The sequence below is a fragment of the Bacillus sp. NS1 genome, from assembly GCF_058248265.1.
Genome location: NZ_JBZAZF010000006.1, coordinates 126,504 through 147,284, shown reverse-complemented (window position 1 = coordinate 147,284; position 20,781 = coordinate 126,504). Strand labels below are relative to the sequence as shown.

20 protein-coding genes are annotated in these 20,781 nt (G+C 45.7%); 3 read left to right on the top strand and 17 right to left on the bottom strand.

All coding sequences use genetic code 11. The annotated features are described in order from the left end of the window. The first annotated feature begins 43 nt into the window (after positions 1 to 43). Positions 44 to 1,213 carry an MFS transporter gene (locus AC4CV5_RS19150; RefSeq protein ID WP_490923627.1) on the top strand — a complete coding sequence of 390 codons (1,170 nt, stop codon included), beginning with the start codon at positions 44 to 46 and terminating at the stop codon, positions 1,211 to 1,213. Between the two features lie 29 nt (positions 1,214 to 1,242). Here the strand turns inward: AC4CV5_RS19150 and niaP are convergent, their stop codons facing one another. The 11 genes from niaP to AC4CV5_RS19095 form a co-directional block, all read right to left on the bottom strand. Further along, complete coding sequence (niaP, locus tag AC4CV5_RS19145) at positions 1,243 to 2,445, bottom strand: niacin permease NiaP (protein ID WP_490923625.1); 1,203 nt, start codon at positions 2,443 to 2,445, stop codon at positions 1,243 to 1,245. 122 nt (positions 2,446 to 2,567) lie between these two features. Then, positions 2,568 to 3,659 (bottom strand): toxic anion resistance protein, encoded by a 1,092-nt coding sequence (locus AC4CV5_RS19140; protein ID WP_222143495.1) that lies wholly within the window; start codon positions 3,657 to 3,659, stop codon positions 2,568 to 2,570. Positions 3,660 to 3,674: 15 nt separating this feature from the next. Further along, the gene (locus AC4CV5_RS19135) at positions 3,675 to 5,288 is read right to left on the bottom strand and encodes a YceG family protein (RefSeq protein WP_490923623.1); all 1,614 of its coding nucleotides are present in this window, start codon (positions 5,286 to 5,288) and stop codon (positions 3,675 to 3,677) included. A gap of 31 nt (positions 5,289 to 5,319) precedes the next feature. After that, the gene (locus AC4CV5_RS19130; RefSeq protein ID WP_222143494.1) at positions 5,320 to 6,120 is read right to left on the bottom strand and encodes an HAD family hydrolase; all 801 of its coding nucleotides are present in this window, start codon (positions 6,118 to 6,120) and stop codon (positions 5,320 to 5,322) included. Next, complete coding sequence (locus AC4CV5_RS19125) at positions 6,117 to 7,226, bottom strand: cysteine protease StiP family protein (RefSeq protein WP_373924001.1); 1,110 nt, start codon at positions 7,224 to 7,226, stop codon at positions 6,117 to 6,119. Before AC4CV5_RS19125 ends, AC4CV5_RS19130 begins: the two co-directional genes overlap by 4 nt. Before the next feature lie 6 nt (positions 7,227 to 7,232). Then, positions 7,233 to 8,543: a phosphoribosyltransferase family protein gene (locus AC4CV5_RS19120; protein ID WP_490923658.1), complete on the bottom strand. Its 1,311-nt coding sequence runs from the start codon at positions 8,541 to 8,543 to the stop codon at positions 7,233 to 7,235. Next, positions 8,533 to 9,693: an HpcH/HpaI aldolase/citrate lyase family protein gene (locus AC4CV5_RS19115; protein WP_222143652.1), complete on the bottom strand. Its 1,161-nt coding sequence runs from the start codon at positions 9,691 to 9,693 to the stop codon at positions 8,533 to 8,535. Before AC4CV5_RS19115 ends, AC4CV5_RS19120 begins: the two co-directional genes overlap by 11 nt. A 62-nt stretch (positions 9,694 to 9,755) precedes the next feature. Continuing rightward, a complete protein-coding gene (locus tag AC4CV5_RS19110) occupies positions 9,756 to 10,529 on the bottom strand; it encodes a TerC family protein (RefSeq protein WP_222143492.1) in 774 nt (257 codons plus the stop codon). 51 nt (positions 10,530 to 10,580) lie between these two features. Further along, positions 10,581 to 11,159, bottom strand: coding sequence for a TerD family protein (locus AC4CV5_RS19105; RefSeq protein WP_373924000.1), 579 nt, complete (start codon positions 11,157 to 11,159; stop codon positions 10,581 to 10,583). Positions 11,160 to 11,194: 35 nt separating this feature from the next. Further along, on the bottom strand, positions 11,195 to 11,776 hold the full coding sequence (locus AC4CV5_RS19100) for a TerD family protein (protein ID WP_010332926.1): 582 nt from the start codon (positions 11,774 to 11,776) through the stop codon (positions 11,195 to 11,197). Between the two features lie 22 nt (positions 11,777 to 11,798). Then, entirely contained in the window at positions 11,799 to 12,398 is a 600-nt protein-coding gene (locus AC4CV5_RS19095) for a TerD family protein (protein ID WP_010332925.1), read from the bottom strand. 286 nt (positions 12,399 to 12,684) lie between these two features. Between AC4CV5_RS19095 and AC4CV5_RS19090 the strand changes: the two genes are divergently transcribed. Further along, positions 12,685 to 13,680, top strand: coding sequence for an LLM class flavin-dependent oxidoreductase (locus AC4CV5_RS19090; protein ID WP_490923620.1), 996 nt, complete (start codon positions 12,685 to 12,687; stop codon positions 13,678 to 13,680). Positions 13,681 to 13,720: 40 nt separating this feature from the next. On the opposite strand, the gene znuB is transcribed toward AC4CV5_RS19090, so the two are convergent. The 6 genes from znuB to rapJ all read right to left on the bottom strand — a co-directional run bounded on the left by znuB (position 13,721) and on the right by rapJ (position 20,152). Beyond that, positions 13,721 to 14,563: a zinc ABC transporter permease ZnuB gene (gene znuB / locus AC4CV5_RS19085; protein WP_222143489.1), complete on the bottom strand. Its 843-nt coding sequence runs from the start codon at positions 14,561 to 14,563 to the stop codon at positions 13,721 to 13,723. Then, complete coding sequence (znuC, locus tag AC4CV5_RS19080; protein ID WP_072182371.1) at positions 14,521 to 15,216, bottom strand: zinc ABC transporter ATP-binding protein ZnuC; 696 nt, start codon at positions 15,214 to 15,216, stop codon at positions 14,521 to 14,523. The genes znuB and znuC overlap by 43 nt, the downstream gene beginning before the upstream one ends. Before the next feature lie 54 nt (positions 15,217 to 15,270). Next, on the bottom strand, positions 15,271 to 16,248 hold the full coding sequence (locus AC4CV5_RS19075; RefSeq protein WP_166854377.1) for a metal ABC transporter substrate-binding protein: 978 nt from the start codon (positions 16,246 to 16,248) through the stop codon (positions 15,271 to 15,273). 181 nt (positions 16,249 to 16,429) lie between these two features. Then, positions 16,430 to 18,121: a glycoside hydrolase family 13 protein gene (locus AC4CV5_RS19070; protein WP_490923619.1), complete on the bottom strand. Its 1,692-nt coding sequence runs from the start codon at positions 18,119 to 18,121 to the stop codon at positions 16,430 to 16,432. Between the two features lie 24 nt (positions 18,122 to 18,145). Beyond that, the gene (locus AC4CV5_RS19065) at positions 18,146 to 18,922 is read right to left on the bottom strand and encodes an SDR family oxidoreductase (protein ID WP_490923617.1); all 777 of its coding nucleotides are present in this window, start codon (positions 18,920 to 18,922) and stop codon (positions 18,146 to 18,148) included. Positions 18,923 to 19,030: 108 nt separating this feature from the next. Then, on the bottom strand, positions 19,031 to 20,152 hold the full coding sequence (gene rapJ / locus AC4CV5_RS19060) for a response regulator aspartate phosphatase RapJ (protein WP_248602407.1): 1,122 nt from the start codon (positions 20,150 to 20,152) through the stop codon (positions 19,031 to 19,033). Positions 20,153 to 20,272: 120 nt separating this feature from the next. On the opposite strand from rapJ, the gene cwlK reads away from it, so the two are divergent. Then, the gene (gene cwlK, locus AC4CV5_RS19055) at positions 20,273 to 20,776 is read left to right on the top strand and encodes a peptidoglycan L-alanyl-D-glutamate endopeptidase CwlK (RefSeq protein ID WP_222143485.1); all 504 of its coding nucleotides are present in this window, start codon (positions 20,273 to 20,275) and stop codon (positions 20,774 to 20,776) included. Positions 20,777 to 20,781: the final 5 nt, after the last annotated feature.

Here is a 20,781-nt window from a genome sequence, read left to right as displayed (position 1 = left end):
GTTTCATAGTTTCAAAGTTATAAAACTATAGGAGTGATAAAATTTGATTCGTATTTGGCTTTTCTTCAGTGTGATGTTTGTCATTGGCACGGATACCTTTTTGCTTTCTCCGCTTCTCCCGCTTTTACAGGATCAGTTTCATGTCTCTACCGATATGTCAGGCTGGATGGTCAGTGCTTATGCACTCGGTTATGCGCTTTTCGCTTTGATCGCAGGTCCGATCTCAGACAGGCTTAACAGGAAAACAGTCATGCTGTGGGGATTTGCAGGCTTTATCTTGTCCACGTTTTTATGCGGCATCGCTCCCTCTTTTGCCGCCATGTGCCTGTTCCGTTTTGCCGCAGGCGTTAGCGCTGCGTTTGTGACGCCTCAAATTTGGGCGTCCATCCCTGTCATCGTCCAGCCTTCTCAGATCATAAAAAGCATGGGGATTGCGACAGCAGGATTGGCCGCTTCACAAATGCTCGGACTGCCTATCGGAGGGTTTTTCGCTTCCTTTACATGGCATACGCCCTTTTTCGTTTTGTCAGGGTGCTCGCTTATTCTTGTGTTAATCCTGGCGGCCGTTATGCCTGATATTCGCCCTGCTGAACAAATGGCGCGCCCGTCAATATTCAGTCCATATCGGGAGCTGTTTTTACTGCCAAAAACATCGATCATTTTACTTGCCTATTTTCTCTTTCAAACCGGAAATTTCGCGTCGTTCAGCTTTCTCGGCACTTGGCTTTCCGCGGATTATCATTTAACCGTTTCGCAAATCGGCGCCGCTATGCTTGTACTCGGACTGGGTAATATGGGAAGCCTTATCGGCAGTCGGATTTCAGCAAAGCTGGGCATGTTTAAGACATTGACCGGCGGCATGCTGCTGATGGGCGCTCTCTATTTCGCTCTTCCTTTCTTTCCTAATTTATTTATAGTAGAAACGAGCTTTTTTCTCACATTCTTTACAGCTGGCATCATCTTTCCGTTGATGATGGGTGTCTTTCAATCCATTTCACCAGACGCGCGAGGAACCATCGCTTCCCTTTCCAATGCCGCTATGTACGCGGGAACCACTGTCGGCACATGTGTTGCAGGTTTTTTATATCAAAGCGCACATCATTTCGAAGCCGTCACAGGATTGACTGCCATTCTATTCATACTATCTATGGCGCTCTACCAGACAATCAGTAAAAACGGGAAACGCCAACCCGCAGTCCGGACACAAATGTAAAAAAGCACCTCAACCGAGAGGTGCTTTTCCTATTCTAGCTCAGTTTGTTTCGTTTCCTTTCCCATAATCAAAATACAAGCAACCGCGAGTAAGATTGCAATGCAAAAGATTGAAAAGATGACAGAAAAAGAAATATGACGGGCTGCAAGCGTTCCGACGAGCAAAGGCCCGAAGATGCCGCCGATTCTTCCAAACGCTGCTGTCGTTCCTGAACCTGTTGCCCGAATCACTGTCGGGTATTGCTCCGGCGTATAGGCATACAGCACGCCCCACGCACCAAGATTGAAAAACGATAACAGCATTCCAGCCGTAAGCAGAAGGCCTAAGGAATCCGCCGTTCCGAAGAAATAGGCGCTTCCTGCCGTACCAATCAGGTAAATGACAAGTATCCACTTCCGGCCGGCTTTTTCGATCAGCCACGCGGCAGAAAAATAGCCCGGCAGCTGAGCAAGCGTCATCAGCAGGACATATTCAAAGCTTTGAATCATGCTGAAGCCTTTCAGCAGCATGACACTTGGGAGCCATAGGAACATGCCGTAATAAGAAAACACGACGCAGAACCAAACGATCGACAGCATCACGGTCGCCCGTATATACTGTCTTGCCCAGACGCTTTTTACATTCTCCCACACCGATTTCTTTTTGGCAGAGAGCGACTCATATTTCGGCGAATCAGGCAGACTCGTTCGCAAATACAGAGCGTAAAAAGCAGTCAGCGCGGTTAACAGCAGGGCAGCCTGCCAGCCGAAGCTCGGTATCACAAAGTAAGAAATCAGTGCCGCTACGAGCCAGCCTACAGCCCAAAAGCTTTCCAGAAGCACAATCACTCTTCCCCGCTTTTCAGGCACAACCGCTTCCGAAACGAGAGTTGAAGCGACTGGAAGCTCGCCGCCAAGCCCCATCCCGATGACGAAACGCAGAATGAGGAATGCCGATAAGCTCGTCACAAAAGCGGAAATGCCGCTTCCGATCGAAAAGCACAAAAGGGTAATAATAAACACTTTTTTGCGGCCGATTCGATCAGCCAGCAGACCAAACAAAAACGCACCCGCAGCCATGCCGATGGAATTGACGCTTCCGATCCATTTCATTTCTTCGGGCGACAGATTCCACTCCACATGGAGCGCGGCGATTATAAACGATAATATTCCGACATCCATTGCATCAAACAGCCACCCCAAACCGGCGACGCCCAGCAGCTTACGCTGGGATATAGGCTGTTGTTTTCCCATTGCCAACACCTCTGATATGCAAAATGATTACCGTTTAAGTTTACACCTGTCTTTACACATTGTCATTAACTAATTGATGTAAAACAAAAACCCCCGCTTATGCTTCACAAGCGGGGGGTTTTTTATTGCTGCAATGCTGCTTTTTTAATATTATCCTGAAGCTCGGCAATTCGTCTTGCACCATCTTCGCGAAGGCGTTTGTTTTCTTCTTCGATTTGTTTTGTTTCCTGCATTCCGCTGACGATCGTGTTCCAAGACGATTCGATCGTTTCAATATCAATGCTCGGTCTGCCGGCCATTCTGGCAATTTCAACACTCTGGCTCGAGATGTTCTCCGCATTGCGTTTCAGCATCTCGTTTGTCCGGCGGTCAAGCTCGCTCATAGAGTCAGCCACAAGCTTTTGGCGTTTCACTGTAACGGCCTGAATAATGCCATTTTTGAAAATCGGAATCGTGATAATAAAAGCGGAGTTAATTTTCCCGATCAGCTTAGCATTACCGCGCTGAAGGAGACGGATCTGCGGTGCGGTTTGAAGCGCCACCATTCGCGCCATATCCAGATCATACACCCGTTCCTCAAGCGCCTGAATGCCGTTGCGCAGCGTATCAAGCTGCATTTGCGCAAGCTGGTTTCCGCTTGCCGCTTTTTCTTCATAGGAAGGAAGGATTGACTGCATCTCTTCCAGCTTCATTTGACCGGCAACAACGTATTTTTCAAGCTCCATGTAGTAGTTGATATTGTTTTCATACATTTCATCAAGCGTGTAGTTTGTTTTTGTCATCTCATCTTTATACTTGGAAATCTCAACGTTGATTTTTTCAATTTCTCCACCAAGCGTCTGATACTTTTTAAAGATTTTCTCAATCATGCTGCCGCCGCGTTTGAAAATTTTGGCCATCAGTCCCTTTGGCTCATCAAAATCATTTTTGTCAAAGCGGTCCATGATTTTTCCAAGCTGAGTCAGCATCGTGCCTGAATCTGTCACGCTTGTTGTTTTCATCATCCCCAAGATGCGGTCAGAGAACTTGGAAATTTCAACAGCCGGCTCCTTTCCGTACTCCAGCAGCTCCATTTGGTTTTTCACGTCAATTTGCTGAGCGAGGCGCTGCACCTCTGGTTCCTGGCGGAGCTGCAGGCGGATATCGTCTGCCTTTTGCTGAGAAATTTCTTCGTTTTTATCGAGAACAAGCGGATTTTGATTTTCTGTTGTCATGCTTTTCTTCTCTCCTTACTTTTGGGTAATCGTTCTGAACAGCCTTTTCACAAGTGAAGGCTCTTTATAGTCCTGCTGAAACACCATGTCGTCCAGCCAGTGGATATCATACTGATCCTCTTCAATAAACTGCTCAATATCTTGATGGCCGGGAGGGTTATAAATGATGATATCGATTCCGATTTCATTCAGGAACAGCAGGGCAGCAGCATCCGATCGCGTGAGCCCGCCGCTCATTTCTGTATGATATAAAACGAGTTTCGGAACGGTTTGCGCATAGTCGAACATTTGAATCAATTTCAGCAGATTAGCAGGCAAGTTTGTCGTTTGTTTAAACAAGTAGATTTGAACATCCTTGACTTGTTCCTGATGCAAAGCCTTAAGCCGCGGGTGCCTGCACATTCTCGAAATCGTTTTGGCAATGGCATCCTGAACACCCGCCGGAAGCTGCTTGTACTGCCACACATTGCTTGCCATCAGCTTGTCCGGATCAATGTTCCCTTCGTGGTCAAGCGCGTGGCTGTAATGAAATTGATAGTTCGATTTTATTTCTTCTGTAAACGGAAAGCTTCTTACCATTTCTGTTTCCTGATAATCTGCTAATGTATGAAGCCTGTTCCAATATTCTTTATTGTCTTTTGACACGCCCATAATTTTGGCGAATACATTTGGAATCTCGATGGAATGTTTATCAGCTTTGAAATTCGGGCGAATAAAGGCGCGCTCTTTCGTGATTAAAAACAGTTCATCATAGGTCGTTTTGAGCGTAACAGACACCGGGGTGTGATCTCTGAACTGCCATGGCTTATACAGCATGGATTCCTCGTGATTCAGCACATGTTCGAATTCCTTTGTTGAGCGGTAGGCGACTGTTGATTTCCGGTCCGGTTTTTCTTTCGGAAACGGCTGAAGCTCCGATACATCCGGAAGCTTTTCCGTAAAACTGAGCTCCTGCTTCGGATCAACAAGCGCCAGCTGATCGGTTCCCGCCGGATGGAACAGCAGAACATCACAGCCGACTAACATTAGATAATATAAGAAATAGAGCTGGCTTTTCGTCGCGTCTCCATACCAAACTACCTTTGGCATCTCCCGCTCTATATCGGTTTTTTCAAGCCAAGGATTCAGATGATTCAACGAAAACTTCGAGACATCAAGCAGCACTCTGCGAAAATCCGGATGATTCAGCCCCTGCTCATGATTTTCTGCAAAGGTATGTAAAAGCGTCATCAGCGCTTTTCTTAAATGGCGGTGCATCAAGGGATTCGAGTGCTTCGCAATCAGTTTTTCTCCTTCCAGAAAGGCAACAAAGCGGCTAACTGACAGCCCTTTTTCTTTCTGATTGATGGAATGAATGTGCTGGAGCTTTTGAAATGTTTCCGGCTCGATTGTTTTATCAAGCGTTTCACTCAGAATGGTAATGCGATCGTGAGTAGACAGCTCATACAGCTCGTTATAATAGTCCGTTTCATCAATAGGTGTGCCTAATATCTGCCCGGCAAGACGAGAAAAAGAAAGGCCTTGTTCTGTTTCATAGTGATCCCGCTCGGGCAATGGCTGAAACAGCAGGTTTTTCCAATTCCCATCAGCCGGAAATGCTTTATGAATGGTTAGTTCTTCTTGTCTCATCATATCCTCCTTTCCGGTTTGTTTGTGTAGATTACACGTGTTTTAATTTAGATATTTGCGATAAAACTGACGCTGTGATTTCTTCTCCCGCCAGCATGCCGCTTGCAACCGTTTTGCGAAGTTTCGGATCGTGACTCAATACCTCGCCGTGCGCGGGTGCGATGCCAAAATCGGCTTCACGGATCAGTTCAAGGTCAAGCAGAGAATCTCCAGCCGTATAAATTTCATCAAGAGAGAGCCTGGATTTCAGGTATTCGACCGCTTTCCACTTATTAAGCGGATTGGGAATAAAGTAAAGCTTTCGCCCCTGCAGGGATACTTGCCAGCCCTTATCGGCTCCCCACTTTTTCACAGCCGATATATCAATGTACGGTATTTTTTCCTCATGTAAAATGAGATACACAAAATAGTGATGGGCGATTCGGGTTCTTTTTACCGCATCTGATAACGAGAGACCTGCAATTTCCCTCAGCATGGCCTCGATCGGCAGACACGACGCCAGCTCCTCTTTCATCAGCTCGTCCCACTCTTTCAGAGGCTCGCCGTCCTTTAAGATGCACCCGCCATTTGTTGTCACCGCATATTCCGGCACAATGTCCTGCTGGAAACATACGATTCTCTTATACTGTTCGTTTGTACGCGTGGTCACAGGGATAAAATAGTGATCCTTCTGAATCTGATTTATATGCTCTTTTACGGCTGAGGAAATATAAGAAAGCTCCCGCCCATTTAATGTTTCTATCAGCTCAATCCCGGCTTCCTTATCGGGCGTGCCGATCATGCGCCTTGAATAAATTAATGTTCTGTCTAAATCGCTGGCAAACGCGTTCATAGGCTTTTCTCCGCCGGACGAATTAGCCCGCAGCAGCTGTAAGACATGTTCTCGTATTCTTCTACAGGCACTTCCCGATCCTTTGCCAGTAAAAGAATATGTTTCAGCGTTTCTTCAGCGCCAGGCTGAATTAGTATTTTCCAAGGCACTCTGCGAAGAAGCACACGGGTCGTTTCTCCGACTCCCGGTTTGATCAGGTTCGTATTGCTGATGCCAAATTGCTCTCGGATCGTCTCAATGGAAACCAAGCCGCTCCAATCCGGTTTCATATGTGCGCGCTGAAAGCTAATCGCCAGGCGTTCTGCTTCTTTAAAAATAGACGGAAATTGCTCCGCTATCGTTTCAATATAGAATACAGAAACATCCTCTTCGCTCAGCTCACGGTAATATTTCGCCCCGTGAAAATCATTCGGCCCCATCCATTTTTCATTTAAGACCGTTCGGCTGACAAGACCCGAGACCGTAGAGTTCAAGCAGGCACTCGGAATCAGAAAATCCTCCTTCGTTCCGTAGATGTCCGCGCAATCACCCGGATCGGCAAGCACCGCAATTTCTGAGGAAAGTTTCGTATTCCAGCGCTGGTTAAACTGTTGGATGGATCGGTTCAGTTCTTTTGTAATAGCGCCTTTGCCTGTCCAGCCGTCGATAAAGGCGATCTTTCCGTCTGGATGATGCTTCAGCATATACTGCAAGGCGTTTTCATCAATTCCTCTGTCCCGAATAATCGATATGCTGTAGTGCGGAACTGAGATGTGATACTTCATTTTGATGTACCGTTTGATCAATACACCGATCGGCGTGCCTGCCCTTGCCAGGCTGCACAAAACCATATGCTTACCGTGTTTGGCGAAAAGCTGCTCCGCCACAGCTCCGGCCGCCAACGCAACCTTCTGTTTACTGTCTTCAAGCGAGGCATAAAACAGTTTCATATACTCATCTGTCGGCTTATATTCGATCGGCAGCATTTCAGAGTAATGGGTGCCGCTTTGAATCGACCGTTCCCGTTCTTCCGTGCTTTTTTCAATCGAAACGGCGGACAAATCTTTTAATAGAAAGGTGACATCCTCCTTCGAATAGCTTCCAATCCGGTCAATTATCTCTGTCAATTCAGATCACGCCTTTCCTGAAAGGGTTACAATATGGATATGCGGCACTTCTTTTTCTTTGAATAGATGAAAAATTGGCTGTAACGCCTCATCCGAAACGGTCTTTTCAAGACAGAAAAAGACTTCGTCATACGCTCCGGAGGGGAGGTTATAGATAAAATGGCGAACCCCCTCATCTTCGGGATTCATAAATGAATATCCGTTTTGCACAGCATAGCCCTTTTTGGCAACAGGGTGAATCGGACTGCGGGTAGTAGATTGATAGGAAATAGAGCCGTGAAGATGCGCTGCGATTTTCATAGGGATGTACATCAGCTCTCCCGTTCCGAGCACAAGCGTTCTTCTCCCCTTCCGATATTGTTCCACATGCTGTGCAGCTAGGCGGCAGGCCTCGTGGACGGCCTGCCTGTCACTCGCCTTTAAGCCAAATCGCCCTGTTTCCTTCACATAAAAATGCTCGTCTGCGAATGTGGCCGGCTGATAGGGTAAGGATGCAAAGAAGCCGGACAAGTCGATGTCTGTTCTGTTTATTGCTGATTCCTGCGGCTTCGGTTTGTAATCATAGGTGGACTCTGACAAAAGCTCTCCCTTAAAGGAAATGCGCCCAGACAGTAAAGCTGTTGTTGATATGGTAACCCCTAATTCCCGTTCCGCTTCAGCATAAGCTTGTTTGTGTTCCTCAGTCCGCCAATCCAATAAAGACAAAACAGCGTACTCTTTGCGGGGAAATTTCGATTGTATATCCCGAATGATATGCAATGCCGTTTTTCCTGTTGTGATTTCATCATCCACGAGAATCACCGGGCAATTGTTGTTGATCATATGAGGTTCCGCATAGCACAGCTGATCGGTCGCATGGGAGTGCTCCTCGACAAATGTAATGGAAGGCTCGTTGTTTCGTATTTGTTCACGTGTTGTATGGACATACGACGCATTCTCAATGCAGTTATAAACCGCGTGTCCAAGTGCTGTCGCCGTTTCCGCAAACCCGATCACAAGCGGCGCCTCCTCTAGTGCCATGCGCTGCTTTTGCAATGTTCGATAAGCATCCCGAAGCCCGCTGTCCGTTCCTGAAAGAAACCCGTTCAGAATGTCAGCCTTCTCCTTCAGCTCACGGCCCGTTTTTCGTTCAGCGTACTCCAAAGCAAGCAGCCCTGACGCTAAAAGCGGCTTCAGCGGATGAACTGGAATATGCTTTCCCAGCACTTTGCTGACAAATAAAAAACCTCTTTTTTTGTTCACTCGCGCCGCCATTTCAAATAAGACTTGCTCCGGAATAGAAAGCGGATTGTCAGTGACCGACAGATCAACCGCCATATTGTCCAATATTTGAAGTGGTTTGCTGTTCGTTGAGCAAATCGGAGAAAGATCGGTTTTCATGATACACCCCATAAATTTCTGATTTTATTATGATGTTCTCAGCCCATTTCATATGGGGCTTCATTTCATTCATTTTGTTGGAAAAATGGCTTTTCATCACTCCGATTGAACCGTTTCCGTGATGAATAATGCTTAACGCATCCATATAGTCTTCCTTTGATACAACATACAGGCTGTTTACCGCTTTAAGCTGAGACGGGTGAATGACTGTTTTTCCGTGAATCCCGTTAGCAATATCAAGCTCTGTTTCCTTCACCAAACCTTTGACATGCTCATTCAGCTCAGCAGGCTGGTGTCCTGATAGAAGGTGAGGCTTTTGCGCTGCCTGGAAATATTCCCAGACCGGTCCAGAAACGACAAATGTCCGGCCGAAATAATTGATGACATCCGCCATAAAATCGGAAATCAGGCGAATATCATAGATGGTTTGTCCCGGCTTTCTCCGGATGCCGTATAACCCGCACAAATCAGTCGCACCGATTCGCACGTTTAGAATCAAGTCCTGATATTGATGCAGAACCGCACTCAGCTCTCCGAAAGCCTCCGTCCGTGTCTCTTTAGAAAGCAAATCAGGCGTTTCTAAAATCGGCATTCCATAAATCGGCGCTCTCCTATCGCGAGAGATGTTTTTCAGCGTTTCGGCATAGTCACGGGCGTTCACTTCTGAACATTTCGGAAACACAAAACCGGTTAACAAATGGAGAAGGTGCTTCAAGCGGCCGGCCAGCTCCTGCATCTGCTTCGGAGAACGCACCCTTATAAACATGATCGGAAGATTTTCCGGTTCTATTTTGTTTTGCTGAATTGCCTGTTCTATGAGCTCAAGCTGAATGTTGAGATTATGTTCAGCCTGCTTGACTTCATGATCCCCGATCGCATCCTCTAAGCAGAACACAACGGACGTTAGATCCTCGTATTTTTGTTCAGTAATCATAGCGCCGATGTCGTGGCGGGTTGCAGGCATATATAATAGGGCTCCCAGCGCTTGTTCAAGCCACTTTTTCGGCGCCTCTTTCGTGACCTGTTTCGGCACTTGATAAAATACATGCTCTTCTTGACGCGCTGATAAATAGTGGAAATACCGCAAACCAGTCACCCTCTTTTCTGTAACAAAAAAGGAAGGACATGAAACTCCCTCCTTGTTTTGTTTTATTCTTCTTTTGACGCAGCTGTTTGTTCGCGCACCTGCTTTTGTTTGTTGATATAGTGAATGATAAATGTCACCGCAAATGCAGCGATAATGATAATGAAGAATACAGAATGCGGCATTTCATAATGGAAAGCGCTCCCTGCCATTTTCAGCGCGATAATTCCGATTAACACGAATGCTGTGTTTTCAAGCTCAGGGATTTTATCGATCAGCACAAGGAATACTTTTGCCACTGTACGCATCATTAAAATACCAAGCATACCGCCGATCAGAAGAACCCATACTTTTTCAGATACCGCAAACGCGGCCAAGATGCTGTCCACAGAGAAGGCAAGGTCCATTAATTCAACTGAAATAACAGTCGCCCAGAAGATACCGAATGTACGGACCATCCAAGAATTTTTCTTAATACCGTCTGCTTCCTCTTCTTTTTCTCCGATCCAAAAGTGCTTAATGACGAGCCAAGCCAGGTAAAGCGCGCCAAGCACCTTGATCCACCAGAATTTAATGAGGAGCATACCGAGCCCGATGAAAATAAACCTGAAAATATAAGCTCCAAACAAACCATACGTTAACGCTTTTTTCCGCTGTTTTTCCGGCAGATGTTTGACCATCACCGCAAGAACAAGCGCGTTATCGGCCGATAAAAGGCCTTCCAGAACAACAAGGGACCCGATCAGACCCCAGGAAACAGGGTCAGAAAGCACTTCCCCCCACATTTTCCAATCGAAAAATGAAGCATACGTAGACATGATATGATGTAAAAAGTCCAAATTTTTTCCTCCTATTAATTTGAAACGGTGACTTCTCTATTTGTCACTCGCTTACACTTGCAAACCGTAGTTCCGGCACAATGCAGCCAGCCCGCCGGAAAAACCGCTGCCGATCGCATTGAATTTCCACTCGCCGCCGTGTCTGTAAAGCTCACAAACGACAACAGCAGTTTCAATTGAGAAATCTTCTCCCAAGTCGAAGCGAAGAAGCTCATTCTGCGTTTCTTCGTCAACAACACGCACAAACGCATTGGAAACTTGTCCAAAGTTTTGGCTGCGTGCTTCCGCGTCATGAATGGTAACTGTGATGCCGATCTTCTCAATGTGAGCAGGGATTTTTGAAAAATCAACGATGATCTGCTCATCATCTCCGTCGCCTTCTCCGGTGCGGTTGTCACCCGTATGAATGACACCGCCGCTCGGATGCTCAAGGTTATTATAGAAGACGAAATCGAGATCATTCACGCAGTTATCATGCGCATCCACTAAAAAGGCTGAAGCATCCAGGTCAAAATCGTGTCCGCCTGAGTACTTATTTGTATCCCAGCCTAAACCGATCACCGCTTTTGTAAGTCCCGGATTTGTTTTCGTTAAATCCACACGCTGTCCTTTTGCTAATTGAATGGCCATACTGCCTCTCTCCTTTCTGCTCTTCGTAATATGTCTTAACCGACTTGCAGGCCGTAATCTGTTGCGATGCGGGCAAGACCGCCTTGGTAGCCTGAGCCGATAGCGGAGAATTTCCATTCGCCGTTGTGTCTGTAAAGCTCTCCAGCGATAATTGCCGTTTCAATAGAGAAATCTTCCGCAAGATCGTAACGAATAAGCTCTTCATTTGTTTCTTCATTGACAATGCGCACAAACGCATTTGACACTTGTCCAAAATTTTGGCTGCGCGCTTCCGCTTCGTGAATCGTGATCACAAATGAGATTTTGTCGATATTGGCAGGTACGGCGCTGAGATTGACTTTTACATTCTCGTCATCACCCTCGCCAAGGCCTGTCAGGTTATCGCCTGAATGAACGACTGAACCGTTTCCGCCTTCAAGCTGATTATAGAAAATAAAATCATTTTGAGATGCGCATTTTCCAGACGCATCTAAAAGAAACACACTTGAGTCAAGATCAAAGTCATGTCCGCCGTCATACTTATTCGTATCCCAGCCCAAACCGACAACAACCTTTGAAAGACCCGGATTCGTTTTTGTTAAATCTACTTTTTGTCCTTTTGCCAATGAAATTGCCATGTTTCATCCACTCCTTTTTCTTTTATACGTATCGGTTGACAATATCTTCTAATCTTGTATCGTTTGTGCCTTCGCCGACCGCCGCGAATTTCCACTCGCCGTCCTGGCGGTAGATTTCAGCCGTAATCAGGCTTGTTCTGCCAGCATAATTGTCTTTCAAATTGTATTTGAGCATTTCTTCATGATTTGATTGATCAACAACACGGATAAAAGCATTTTGAATCATGCCGAAATCCTGTTTTCTTCTTACGCAATCATAAATATTCACAACAAATACAAGCTTATTAATGTTGGCAGGCACTTTCGCCAAATCAATTAAAATCTGCTCATCATCGCCCGCTCCGTCGCCTGTCAGGTTGTCACCTGTGTGCTTGACACTGCCGCAGCGGCTTTTCAGGTTTCCAAAATAAATGACATTTTTTTTATCAGTGAACTTGCCGTTTTCCAGCATCAGCACTGATGCGTCACAGTCAATATTTGGTCCGCCTCCGCCGAGCAGCTTTCCAAAAAAGCCGCCGCCTGATGAAACAGGGTCCCAGCCGAGACCCACCATCAATTTTGACAGACCCGCTTTTCCTTTTGTTAAATCAATTCGCTGACCTTTTTCTAAAGAAATTGCCACACGATTCACTCCTAATCATCGAAATGTGAATATAGTCACATTTATTTTTACGTACAAACGTAACTTGAATGCCTGTAAATTATTAATATATACGTTTTTTATTATATCAAAGTTTCGTAAAAGTTTAGAATAATTGACGAAAATCCTCGAAAAAAATCTCCCATATTTGATATATCTTTAGCAAATCATATGAATGACGGATCTTAAACAAACCATTTGACGTGAGCGAGTCATTTTGCCTATTCTTGTATCACATTCTAAAAAGCAACGGAAAGGAAGCGGCCTTTTGATTCATTTAAGCATACTTGATCAGGCACCTGTTTCTAAAGGAGAAAGCCCCATGACAGCCCTTCAGCATTCGGTTGAGCTGGCCGGACGAAGTGAAGAGTGGGGCTATAAGCGTTATTGGTTTGCCGAGCACCACAGCACGAAAGGACTGGCAAGCACGGCACCGGAAATTATGATCGCACGCATCGCGGCTCACACCAACAAGATTCGTGTCGGGTCTGGCGGTGTGCTTCTGCCTCAGTACAGCCCGTTTAAGGTGGCCGAAACCTTTCGCCAGCTTGAGGCCTTGTATCCGAACCGGATTGACCTCGGCCTCGGGCGTTCGCCGGGCGGAACGACGAAAACCCGGCTCGCATTAACCGACGGCATCAAAAAAAGCTTAACCGATTTTAACAGACAGCTTCAGGATGTCTCTTATTTTCTGACCGATTCGCTTCCCGCCGGGCATCCGTATGCCGGGATCAAAGCAGCGCCTCTTATTGATACAGTGCCGGAGCTTTGGGTGCTTGGATTGGGGGAAAACAGCGCAAGGCGAGCGGCCCATCAGGGAATCGGATATGTATTTGGACATTTTATTAACCCCGAACGAGGGGAAAGCGCGTTTCGCGTCTATCGTGAAAACTTTCAGCCATCAGCCCATTTCACATCTCCAACCGCACTGTTTACGATCTTTGTCATTTGCGCAAAAACAGATGAAGAGGCAGAGGAGCTCGCGTTAAGCCAAGATTTGTGGCTTCTTCGCGTCGGGAAAGGCTTGGACAGCAGGGTGCCAAGTATTGAGGAAGCGAAAGCATACCACTATACCGAATCAGATAAAAACCAAATACGAGAAAACAGAAAGCGCATGGTCATCGGTTCTCCAAGCACTGTAAAACAGCAGCTTCTAGAGCTAGTTGACCGCTATGAAACAAATGAAATGATGGTTCTTTGCAATGTGTTTGACTTTGAGGCGAAAAAAGAATCCTATGAGCGTCTTGCAGAGTTATTTCTATAAAAAAAGCAGTTTTTCCTGAAGGAAAAACTGCTTTTTATTTTTACCTGCGTCCTTTTTTACGCTGGGTTTCTTTTTTGATAAACGTCCATATCCCTTGAACTGCAAATCCGATCAAGAGCAGAACAATTAACAGCAGGGTAATGGAAGGCCCTGGCGGTGTGCCGAGCTGATAAGATGATGTCAGTCCCATAAATACACTGAATAAGGAAATGAGAATGGCTGACATAAATACCATGTTAAAGCCTTTTGCGATTCTAATGGCGAAAGCTGCCGGCAATACGAGCAGTGCCGATACGAGCAGTACGCCGATAATTGGAATAATAACTGAGATCGCAAGACCAGTGACAATACTGAATGACATCGACAGAATGTTTGTATTGATTCCGGACGTTTTGGCTGTTGCTTCATCAAATGTCAGCAGGTAGAGCGGCCTTTTTAATACGATAAAATAGAGCAGGATCAACAATGTAATGATGCCGATAATATAGACCTGCTGCTGGTTAACCGTCACGAGCGACCCGAATAAGTACTGGTCAATGCTCATATTGGCGGCGCCTTTCGAAAGGCTGATTAAAAACATCGCGAAGGACAGACCCGCCGCCATTAAAATGGCAATCGATACTTCCGAGTATGTCCGGTATGCCCGCCGCATGTATTCAATCCCGATTGCGCCGACGGTCACGACGACTATGCTCGCCGCGGTAATATTGGTGCTGAGGAAAAAGCCGATGGCAACACCTGACAATGAAATATGTGAAAGTGTGTCAGCCATTAAGGCCTGTCTTCTGAGAACGAGATACACCCCTAGTATCGGGGCCATGATGGCAATCATGCCGCCTGCTAGAAAAGCTCGTCGCATGAATTCCAAGTCAAACATTTCCATCCGCCTTTTTCTCCTCTCTCTAATCGAATCACTTTATCTAAAAATTGCTGTACTTCATTTTGTTCATGAGTGACCATCACAACTGTTCGGTTGTGATTTTTCACAAGATGGTGCATAAATTCGTAAAATCCTTTTCTGCTGTCGTGGTCAACGGCTGTTGTCGGTTCGTCCAGCATTAAGAGATCCGGGTTGCTGGCAAGCATTCTGGCGATACAGATTTTCTGCTTCTGTCCGCCTGATAAATCGCCGATTTTCCGGTGGCGGAGCTCCCACATTTCCACCATTTTCAGTGCTTTTTCCACTTCGAGATGATCTTCTTCATTTAAACGTTTAAACCATTTTCCTTTTGTGTAGCGGCCTGACTGAACAAGCTCCAGTACTGTGCTCGGAAAGCCGGCATTAAATGAAGAAATTTGCTGCGGAACGTACCCTATCGTCAGGCGTTTTCCTTCTGTATTCCTTTTACTGATCGTCACCGTGCCTTCCCACGGTTTCAGCATGCCGAGCATCACCTTCATGAGCGTCGATTTAGAGGCCCCGTTTGGTCCTGTGATGCCGACAAACTCTCCGCTTTCAATATCAAGTGAAACCTTATCCAACACAGGCGTGTGGGAATAGCCGAAAACGATATCTTTCAATGAGACGAGATTCATGTCAATCTTCCTTTCTCACAAAGAAATAGTGTGCACCCTCCGGCGCACACTATCTTATGATTTATCCAATAGTGAATCTTTCAGGGCATCGAGGTTTTGTTTCATAATGTCGATATACCCTAAACCTTTATCCTGTTCTTCTTTGCTTAAGCCTTCCAGTGTATCGAGCACTTCTGTCTTCGCGCCGATTTCATTGGCAAGCGTTTCTGCGACCTTTGAGGATGCAATTTCTTCAAAGTAAATCACTTTTACGTTATGTTCTTTGGCATATGTTTTCAGCTTTGCCAAGTCAGCTGCGCTTGGCTCTTGGTTAGGAGAAATCCCTGCAATCGGAACCTGAGTCAAGCCGTATTCTTTTGCCAAATAGCCGAAAGCTGTATGCTGCGTAATGAATTCTTTCTTCGCCGCTTTTTTTACGGTTGTACGATATAGTTTATCAAGATCCTGCAGTTTTGCAATATATTCTGCACTATTTTTCTCGTAGTATTCTTTATTATCCGGGTCCTGTTTTATGATTTGCGCCGTTATATTTTTAACTTCCTTTTGCGCCAGAACAGGGCTGAGCCATACGTGAGGGTCCATTTCATGGCTGTGCTCATGCTCCCCATGCTCATGCTCCTCGTGTTCTCCGTGCTCTTCATGTTCTTCTTCAGAGCCTTCCATTAAATCAATGCCTTTGCTCGCATTGACGAAAACGGCATGACCTTGACCCATGCTTTTTTCAGTTGATGGAACCCATGTCTCCATGTATTCACTATTATAAACGAACAAATCAGCATCCTGAATGTTGGCAATGTCTTTCGGCGTCGGTTCCCAATCATGCGGTTCGACGGAAGATGGAATTAACAAATCCACATCGCCTTTGTCTTTTACAATTTGTTTCGTAAATTCATACATCGGGTAGAACGTTGTGACAATATGCAATTTATCACTCTTAGAATCCGCCGACCCTTTTGTTGATGAGTTGCCGCATGCTGCAACCATTAAAAAGCACGCTGCAATCACAAACAAACCGCTCCATTTTTTAAACATATCGTATATCCCCTCTTTTTCATATTCACTTAAATCAAAATGATAACGATTTTGTAATCCTATATCATAATAAACCGAAGTCATTACGTTTTGCAAGTTAATTTTCATTTTGATTTTATTTTTCCCGTCTATGGCGCGAATATATGCACTTAAAAAACCCGGCTGAAAATGCCGGGCTGAATCATTTGATTGTATTGTCCAGAAGATACACTCTGCTCTCATAAGGCTGTAACACCATTTCGTCAGCAAGGTCGCCGTTGTTTTTATAATTGCTGAGAAGCAGGGATGACTGATCCTTGCCGCATTGCTTAGGCCAGCGGAAAACAGCCTGCTCTTTTGAAAAGTTATTGACCGACAAAAGCCGCTGTTTGCCGTTTTCTCTCATGTATACAAACAGCTGCGGATCATCCGGAAGCAAAAGTTCATAGCTTCCTTTGATGAGATCAGCGTATCGCTTTCTCAGGCTGATCAGCTTTTTGTAATAGGTTAAGATTGAATCAGCGTCTGTCTGCGCCTCTTCCACATTGATGGACGTGAAGTTCGGGTTGACCTTCAGCCAAGGCGTACCGTCAGTAAATCCGGCATTTTTGCCGCTGCTCCACTGCATCGGCGTCCGAGCGTGATCCCGGCTTTTGGCTAAGATCGATTTCATCACATCTTCCGGATCATAGCCTTTTTCAAACACCCGTTTATGATACATATTAATCGTTTGGATATCTTTGTAGTCCTCAATCCGGGTAAACGGAGCGTTTGTCATCCCGATTTCTTCTCCCTGATAAATATAAGGCGTTCCCTTCATGAGATAAAGAACGGTGGCGAGCATTTTCGCAGATGCTTTGCGGTATTCCCCATCGTCTCCGAACCTGGACACAATCCGGGGTTGGTCGTGGTTGCACCAATACAACGTATTCCAGCCTTCATGTTCAAGCTTTTTTTGCCATGTTGTCAAAACCGATTTTAAATCAGAAAGCTCAAGGGGCTTTACATCCCAATGTTCTTTTCCTGGCTGCTGGTCAAGCTCCATATGCTGAAAGTGAAAAATCATATTCAGCTCATGCTTATCGGTTCCCGTATACTTCAGCCCTTCCTCCGGTGTGACACTGCCAACCTCTCCGACAGACATCACATCGTACCGGGAAAATACTTCATCTGTCATTTCTTTTAAATAGTCATGAATTCGTTCGCCATTTGGCTGGAAAGGCTTTGGCTCTGCCTGCTGATTGATATAGTCCTCATACGAAGGAAGATATTCTTTCTTAGAAATGAGATGGAGCTGATCAATGCGCAAGCCGTCCACCCCTTTATCGAGCCAAAACCTCATCATGTCAAACACCGCTTGGCGCACCTCAGGATGTTCCCAATTTAAATCAGCTTGTTTGACGGCATTCATGTGGAGATAATATTCTCCCGTGTGCTCCTCGTATTGCCAGACCGGGCATCCGTAGTCAGACACCCAGTCCGTCGGAGGACCATTCTTTGTACCGGGGCGCCAAAAGTAATAGCTGCGGTATTTGCTGTTTTTGTCCAGCTCCGCTTCTTTAAACCACGGATGCTCGACCGAGGTGTGATTTAACACAAAATCCATCACCAGCTTTAAACCGCGCTGGTGCACCTGGTCAAGCAGTTCGTGAAAATCGTCCATCGTTCCGTATGAATCCATAATCGTCCTATGGTCCGTCACATCATAGCCGTAATCAACATTCGGAGAAGGATAGATCGGGCAAATCCAAATCACATCTGCCCCGAGCTCCTTTATGTAATCAAGGCGGGAAATGATCCCCCGCAGGTCTCCAATTCCATCTCCATTGCTGTCCTGAAAGCTTCTCGGATAAATTTGATACACCACCGCATCCTTCCACCAGTCTGTTTTCATCCCGCAATCCCCCTGTTTTGTGTTCTATTCAAGCTGAGATGGATAAAGTGTCATTCCGCCGTCGACGAATAGTGTTGTGCCGGTCACATAGCTCGCTTCCTCAGATACGAGCCAAGCCGCTGCTGCCGCCACTTCTTCCGGCTTTCCGAAGGTTTTCATCGGAATCTTTTTCAATTGTTTTTGTCTGTTCTCTTCCTTTTTCGTATCAACATTTGATTCTGTGGCAATGGTGCCGGGCGCTATCGCGTTGACGCGGATTCCCTTATCCGCATAGTTGAGTGCCAGCGTTTCTGTCATCATCTTGATGCCGCCTTTGGACGTGGAATACTGAACGTTGACGGGGCGCGGGATCTGCTGGTGAACGCTCGAGATATTCAGCACATTGCCTTTGATGTTGTTTTTCATCATGTGGTTAAGCGCTACTTTTGCTCCCATAAAGGTTCCTGTGACGTTGACATCAATGACTCTCTGCCAATCTTCTAGACTCATCTCATGCGGCATGGCCTCCGCGCCGTTAAAGCCGGAGTTGTTCACCATGATATCGAGCGTGCCGAAATGCTCTAAAGCGGCGTCCAAGAGCGCCTGAATCCCTGCTTCTTTTGACACGTCTGCCTCAACTGCGACAGCTTTCCCTCCGTTATGCTTAATGATGTCCATCGTTTCATCGGCTCCAGATGGGTCGCTGTGGTAGTTCACAACAACATTCATGTTCTCCTGTCCAAACCGTTCCGCAATGGCTTTCCCGATTCCTTTTGAAGAACCTGTCACAATCGCTGTTTTTCCGGTTAAATCTTTATACATAAACGATATCCTCCTCTGATTTTCCATTATGCAGTGGAAAATACCCTATTTTTCCGGGTTAAAAACAGCACAAAAAAACAGAGAACCGATTATGTTCTCTGCCATTTCCTATTGAAAACGCTGCTCAGCAAGCTTCTTTTTAATATTCATCAGCCTTTGGTAAAAGAAAGCGGCGGACTCGTAGCGTTCCAGCTGATTGAAACGTTCCGCTGTATCATGCAGCAGATCTTCAGCATCGGCAAGAAGCTGGCGGGATTCCAGCAGGTCAAAGCATTCTTTAAGTACATTCCGGTCGCCGCTTCCAAGATACAGCTCATGAATGAGGCGGAATTTCGTCAAATATATGTCATCTTTCCATTCAGAGGCGCTCTTTACCCCACGGTCATACGTCTCTACCGCTTTATCGTATTTTCCCTCTTTACAGTAGATATGGGTCAGTGAAAAAACGGCTTGAACGGCCTGCTGAAAGTTGTGCTCCTCAAAAATGGCGGCGGCTGTTTTGAAATAGCCCTCCGCTTCACTGTAATCGCCCAGACTGTACTTACAGTGCCCGACATTATAATGGGCAGCGGCGATCATATACGCTTCTTCCAGCTGCCTGGCATGATCTAAGGCGCTGCACAAGTGTGTCAGCGCTTTTTCATGATGATAAACATCGGTCAAATTTCCGGCGATGATAAATTCACACTGCACGCGGCGGCGCCCGTACAGTTCATATTTCGTATAGATATCAAGCGCCTGGCTCGCATAATTCATTGAAAAATACGTTTGTTTGATGTGATAATACACTTCTGCAACCTTAAAAAGAAACTCAGCTTTTTCGATCTCATCCTCGACATATTCGAGTTTTTCCTCGGCATGCTTATAATGGTCAATCGCTAGTATGAAATTTTTCTGCTTAAATTCGTACATCCCTCTGAAATAATAAAAGTAGTATTCCAATAAGCCTGTGAGTTTTTGCTGATTGCTTTCAATTTCGTTCAGCATATCAGAGAACGGAGGCTTGGTGTCGCTGTCTTTCACCGGCATCAGCTTATCAAGCATGATTCGATGCCGGAATTCCATCAAAGAAAAATATAAAAGCAAGTCCTGATTTTCTTCCATGTCTTCTAAATCGTATTCGATCTCCTGCTTTAACGCTTCTGCTTGATCTGCTTCAAATGCGCGAATGAGCTTGTACCATTCGTTTAGCTTTACTGCCACTTCCTCAGATGGAATCTTTGCTCTCATCGGTCTGCCTCCTTCCTCCTGCTACTATTTATGTTATATTTTATCATAGCTGTTCGCTTTTAGAGAGAGTCAATCGTATAAGCGTCAACATTTAGCACATCATGAGAAAGTGAGACCGATATGAAATTACCCGTAAAAACATCTGTTATCTTATGTATTCTGTTTCTTCTTGATCTGTGTTTTAGTTATATACGGCACGAATGGCATTCTCAAAATGCCCTGCAGGATATGCCTGTCCCTTCGGATCTTCATCCGATTGTAAAGCAGAATGCCGATGCCCTCAAGGCCGCAGCAGCGAATAAAGGCATCACCGTCGTCATTACAGAAGGATTCAGGTCCTTTAAGGAACAAGACGAATTATATAAACAGGGACGTACAAAAAAAGGGAATATTGTCACCTATGCAAGAGGAGGGGAATCGTATCATAACTATGGTTTAGCTATTGATTTCGCCCTTCAAAAAAAGGATGGCAGCATCTTATGGGATTTGGAATATGACGGCAATCAAAACGGAAAATCAGATTGGCTGGAGGTTGTCGAGATCGCTAAGAAACTCGGTTTTGAGTGGGGCGGGGACTGGACACGATTCAAGGACTATCCCCACTTGGAGATGATTCCTGACTAGACACC

Bases quoted from the DNA above. Each gene is read 5' to 3' on its own strand.
- niaP (WP_490923625.1), bottom strand. From the start codon at position 2,445: ATGGGAAAACAACAGCCTATATCCCAGCGTAAGCTGCTGGGCGTCGCC.
- AC4CV5_RS19140 (WP_222143495.1), bottom strand. From the start codon at position 3,659: ATGACAACAGAAAATCAAAATCCGCTTGTTCTCGATAAAAACGAAGAA.
- AC4CV5_RS19135 (WP_490923623.1), bottom strand. From the start codon at position 5,288: ATGAGACAAGAAGAACTAACCATTCATAAAGCATTTCCGGCTGATGGG.
- AC4CV5_RS19130 (WP_222143494.1), bottom strand. From the start codon at position 6,120: ATGAACGCGTTTGCCAGCGATTTAGACAGAACATTAATTTATTCAAGG.
- AC4CV5_RS19120 (WP_490923658.1), bottom strand. From the start codon at position 8,543: ATGGCGGTTGATCTGTCGGTCACTGACAATCCGCTTTCTATTCCGGAG.
- AC4CV5_RS19105 (WP_373924000.1), bottom strand. From the start codon at position 11,159: ATGGCCATTCAATTAGCAAAAGGACAGCGTGTGGATTTAACGAAAACA.
- AC4CV5_RS19100 (WP_010332926.1), bottom strand. From the start codon at position 11,776: ATGGCAATTTCATTGGCAAAAGGACAAAAAGTAGATTTAACAAAAACG.
- znuB (WP_222143489.1), bottom strand. From the start codon at position 14,563: ATGGAAATGTTTGACTTGGAATTCATGCGACGAGCTTTTCTAGCAGGC.
- znuC (WP_072182371.1), bottom strand. From the start codon at position 15,216: ATGAATCTCGTCTCATTGAAAGATATCGTTTTCGGCTATTCCCACACG.
- AC4CV5_RS19075 (WP_166854377.1), bottom strand. From the start codon at position 16,248: ATGTTTAAAAAATGGAGCGGTTTGTTTGTGATTGCAGCGTGCTTTTTA.
- AC4CV5_RS19070 (WP_490923619.1), bottom strand. From the start codon at position 18,121: ATGAAAACAGACTGGTGGAAGGATGCGGTGGTGTATCAAATTTATCCG.
- AC4CV5_RS19065 (WP_490923617.1), bottom strand. From the start codon at position 18,922: ATGTATAAAGATTTAACCGGAAAAACAGCGATTGTGACAGGTTCTTCA.
- rapJ (WP_248602407.1), bottom strand. From the start codon at position 20,152: ATGAGAGCAAAGATTCCATCTGAGGAAGTGGCAGTAAAGCTAAACGAA.
- cwlK (WP_222143485.1), top strand. From the start codon at position 20,273: ATGAAATTACCCGTAAAAACATCTGTTATCTTATGTATTCTGTTTCTT.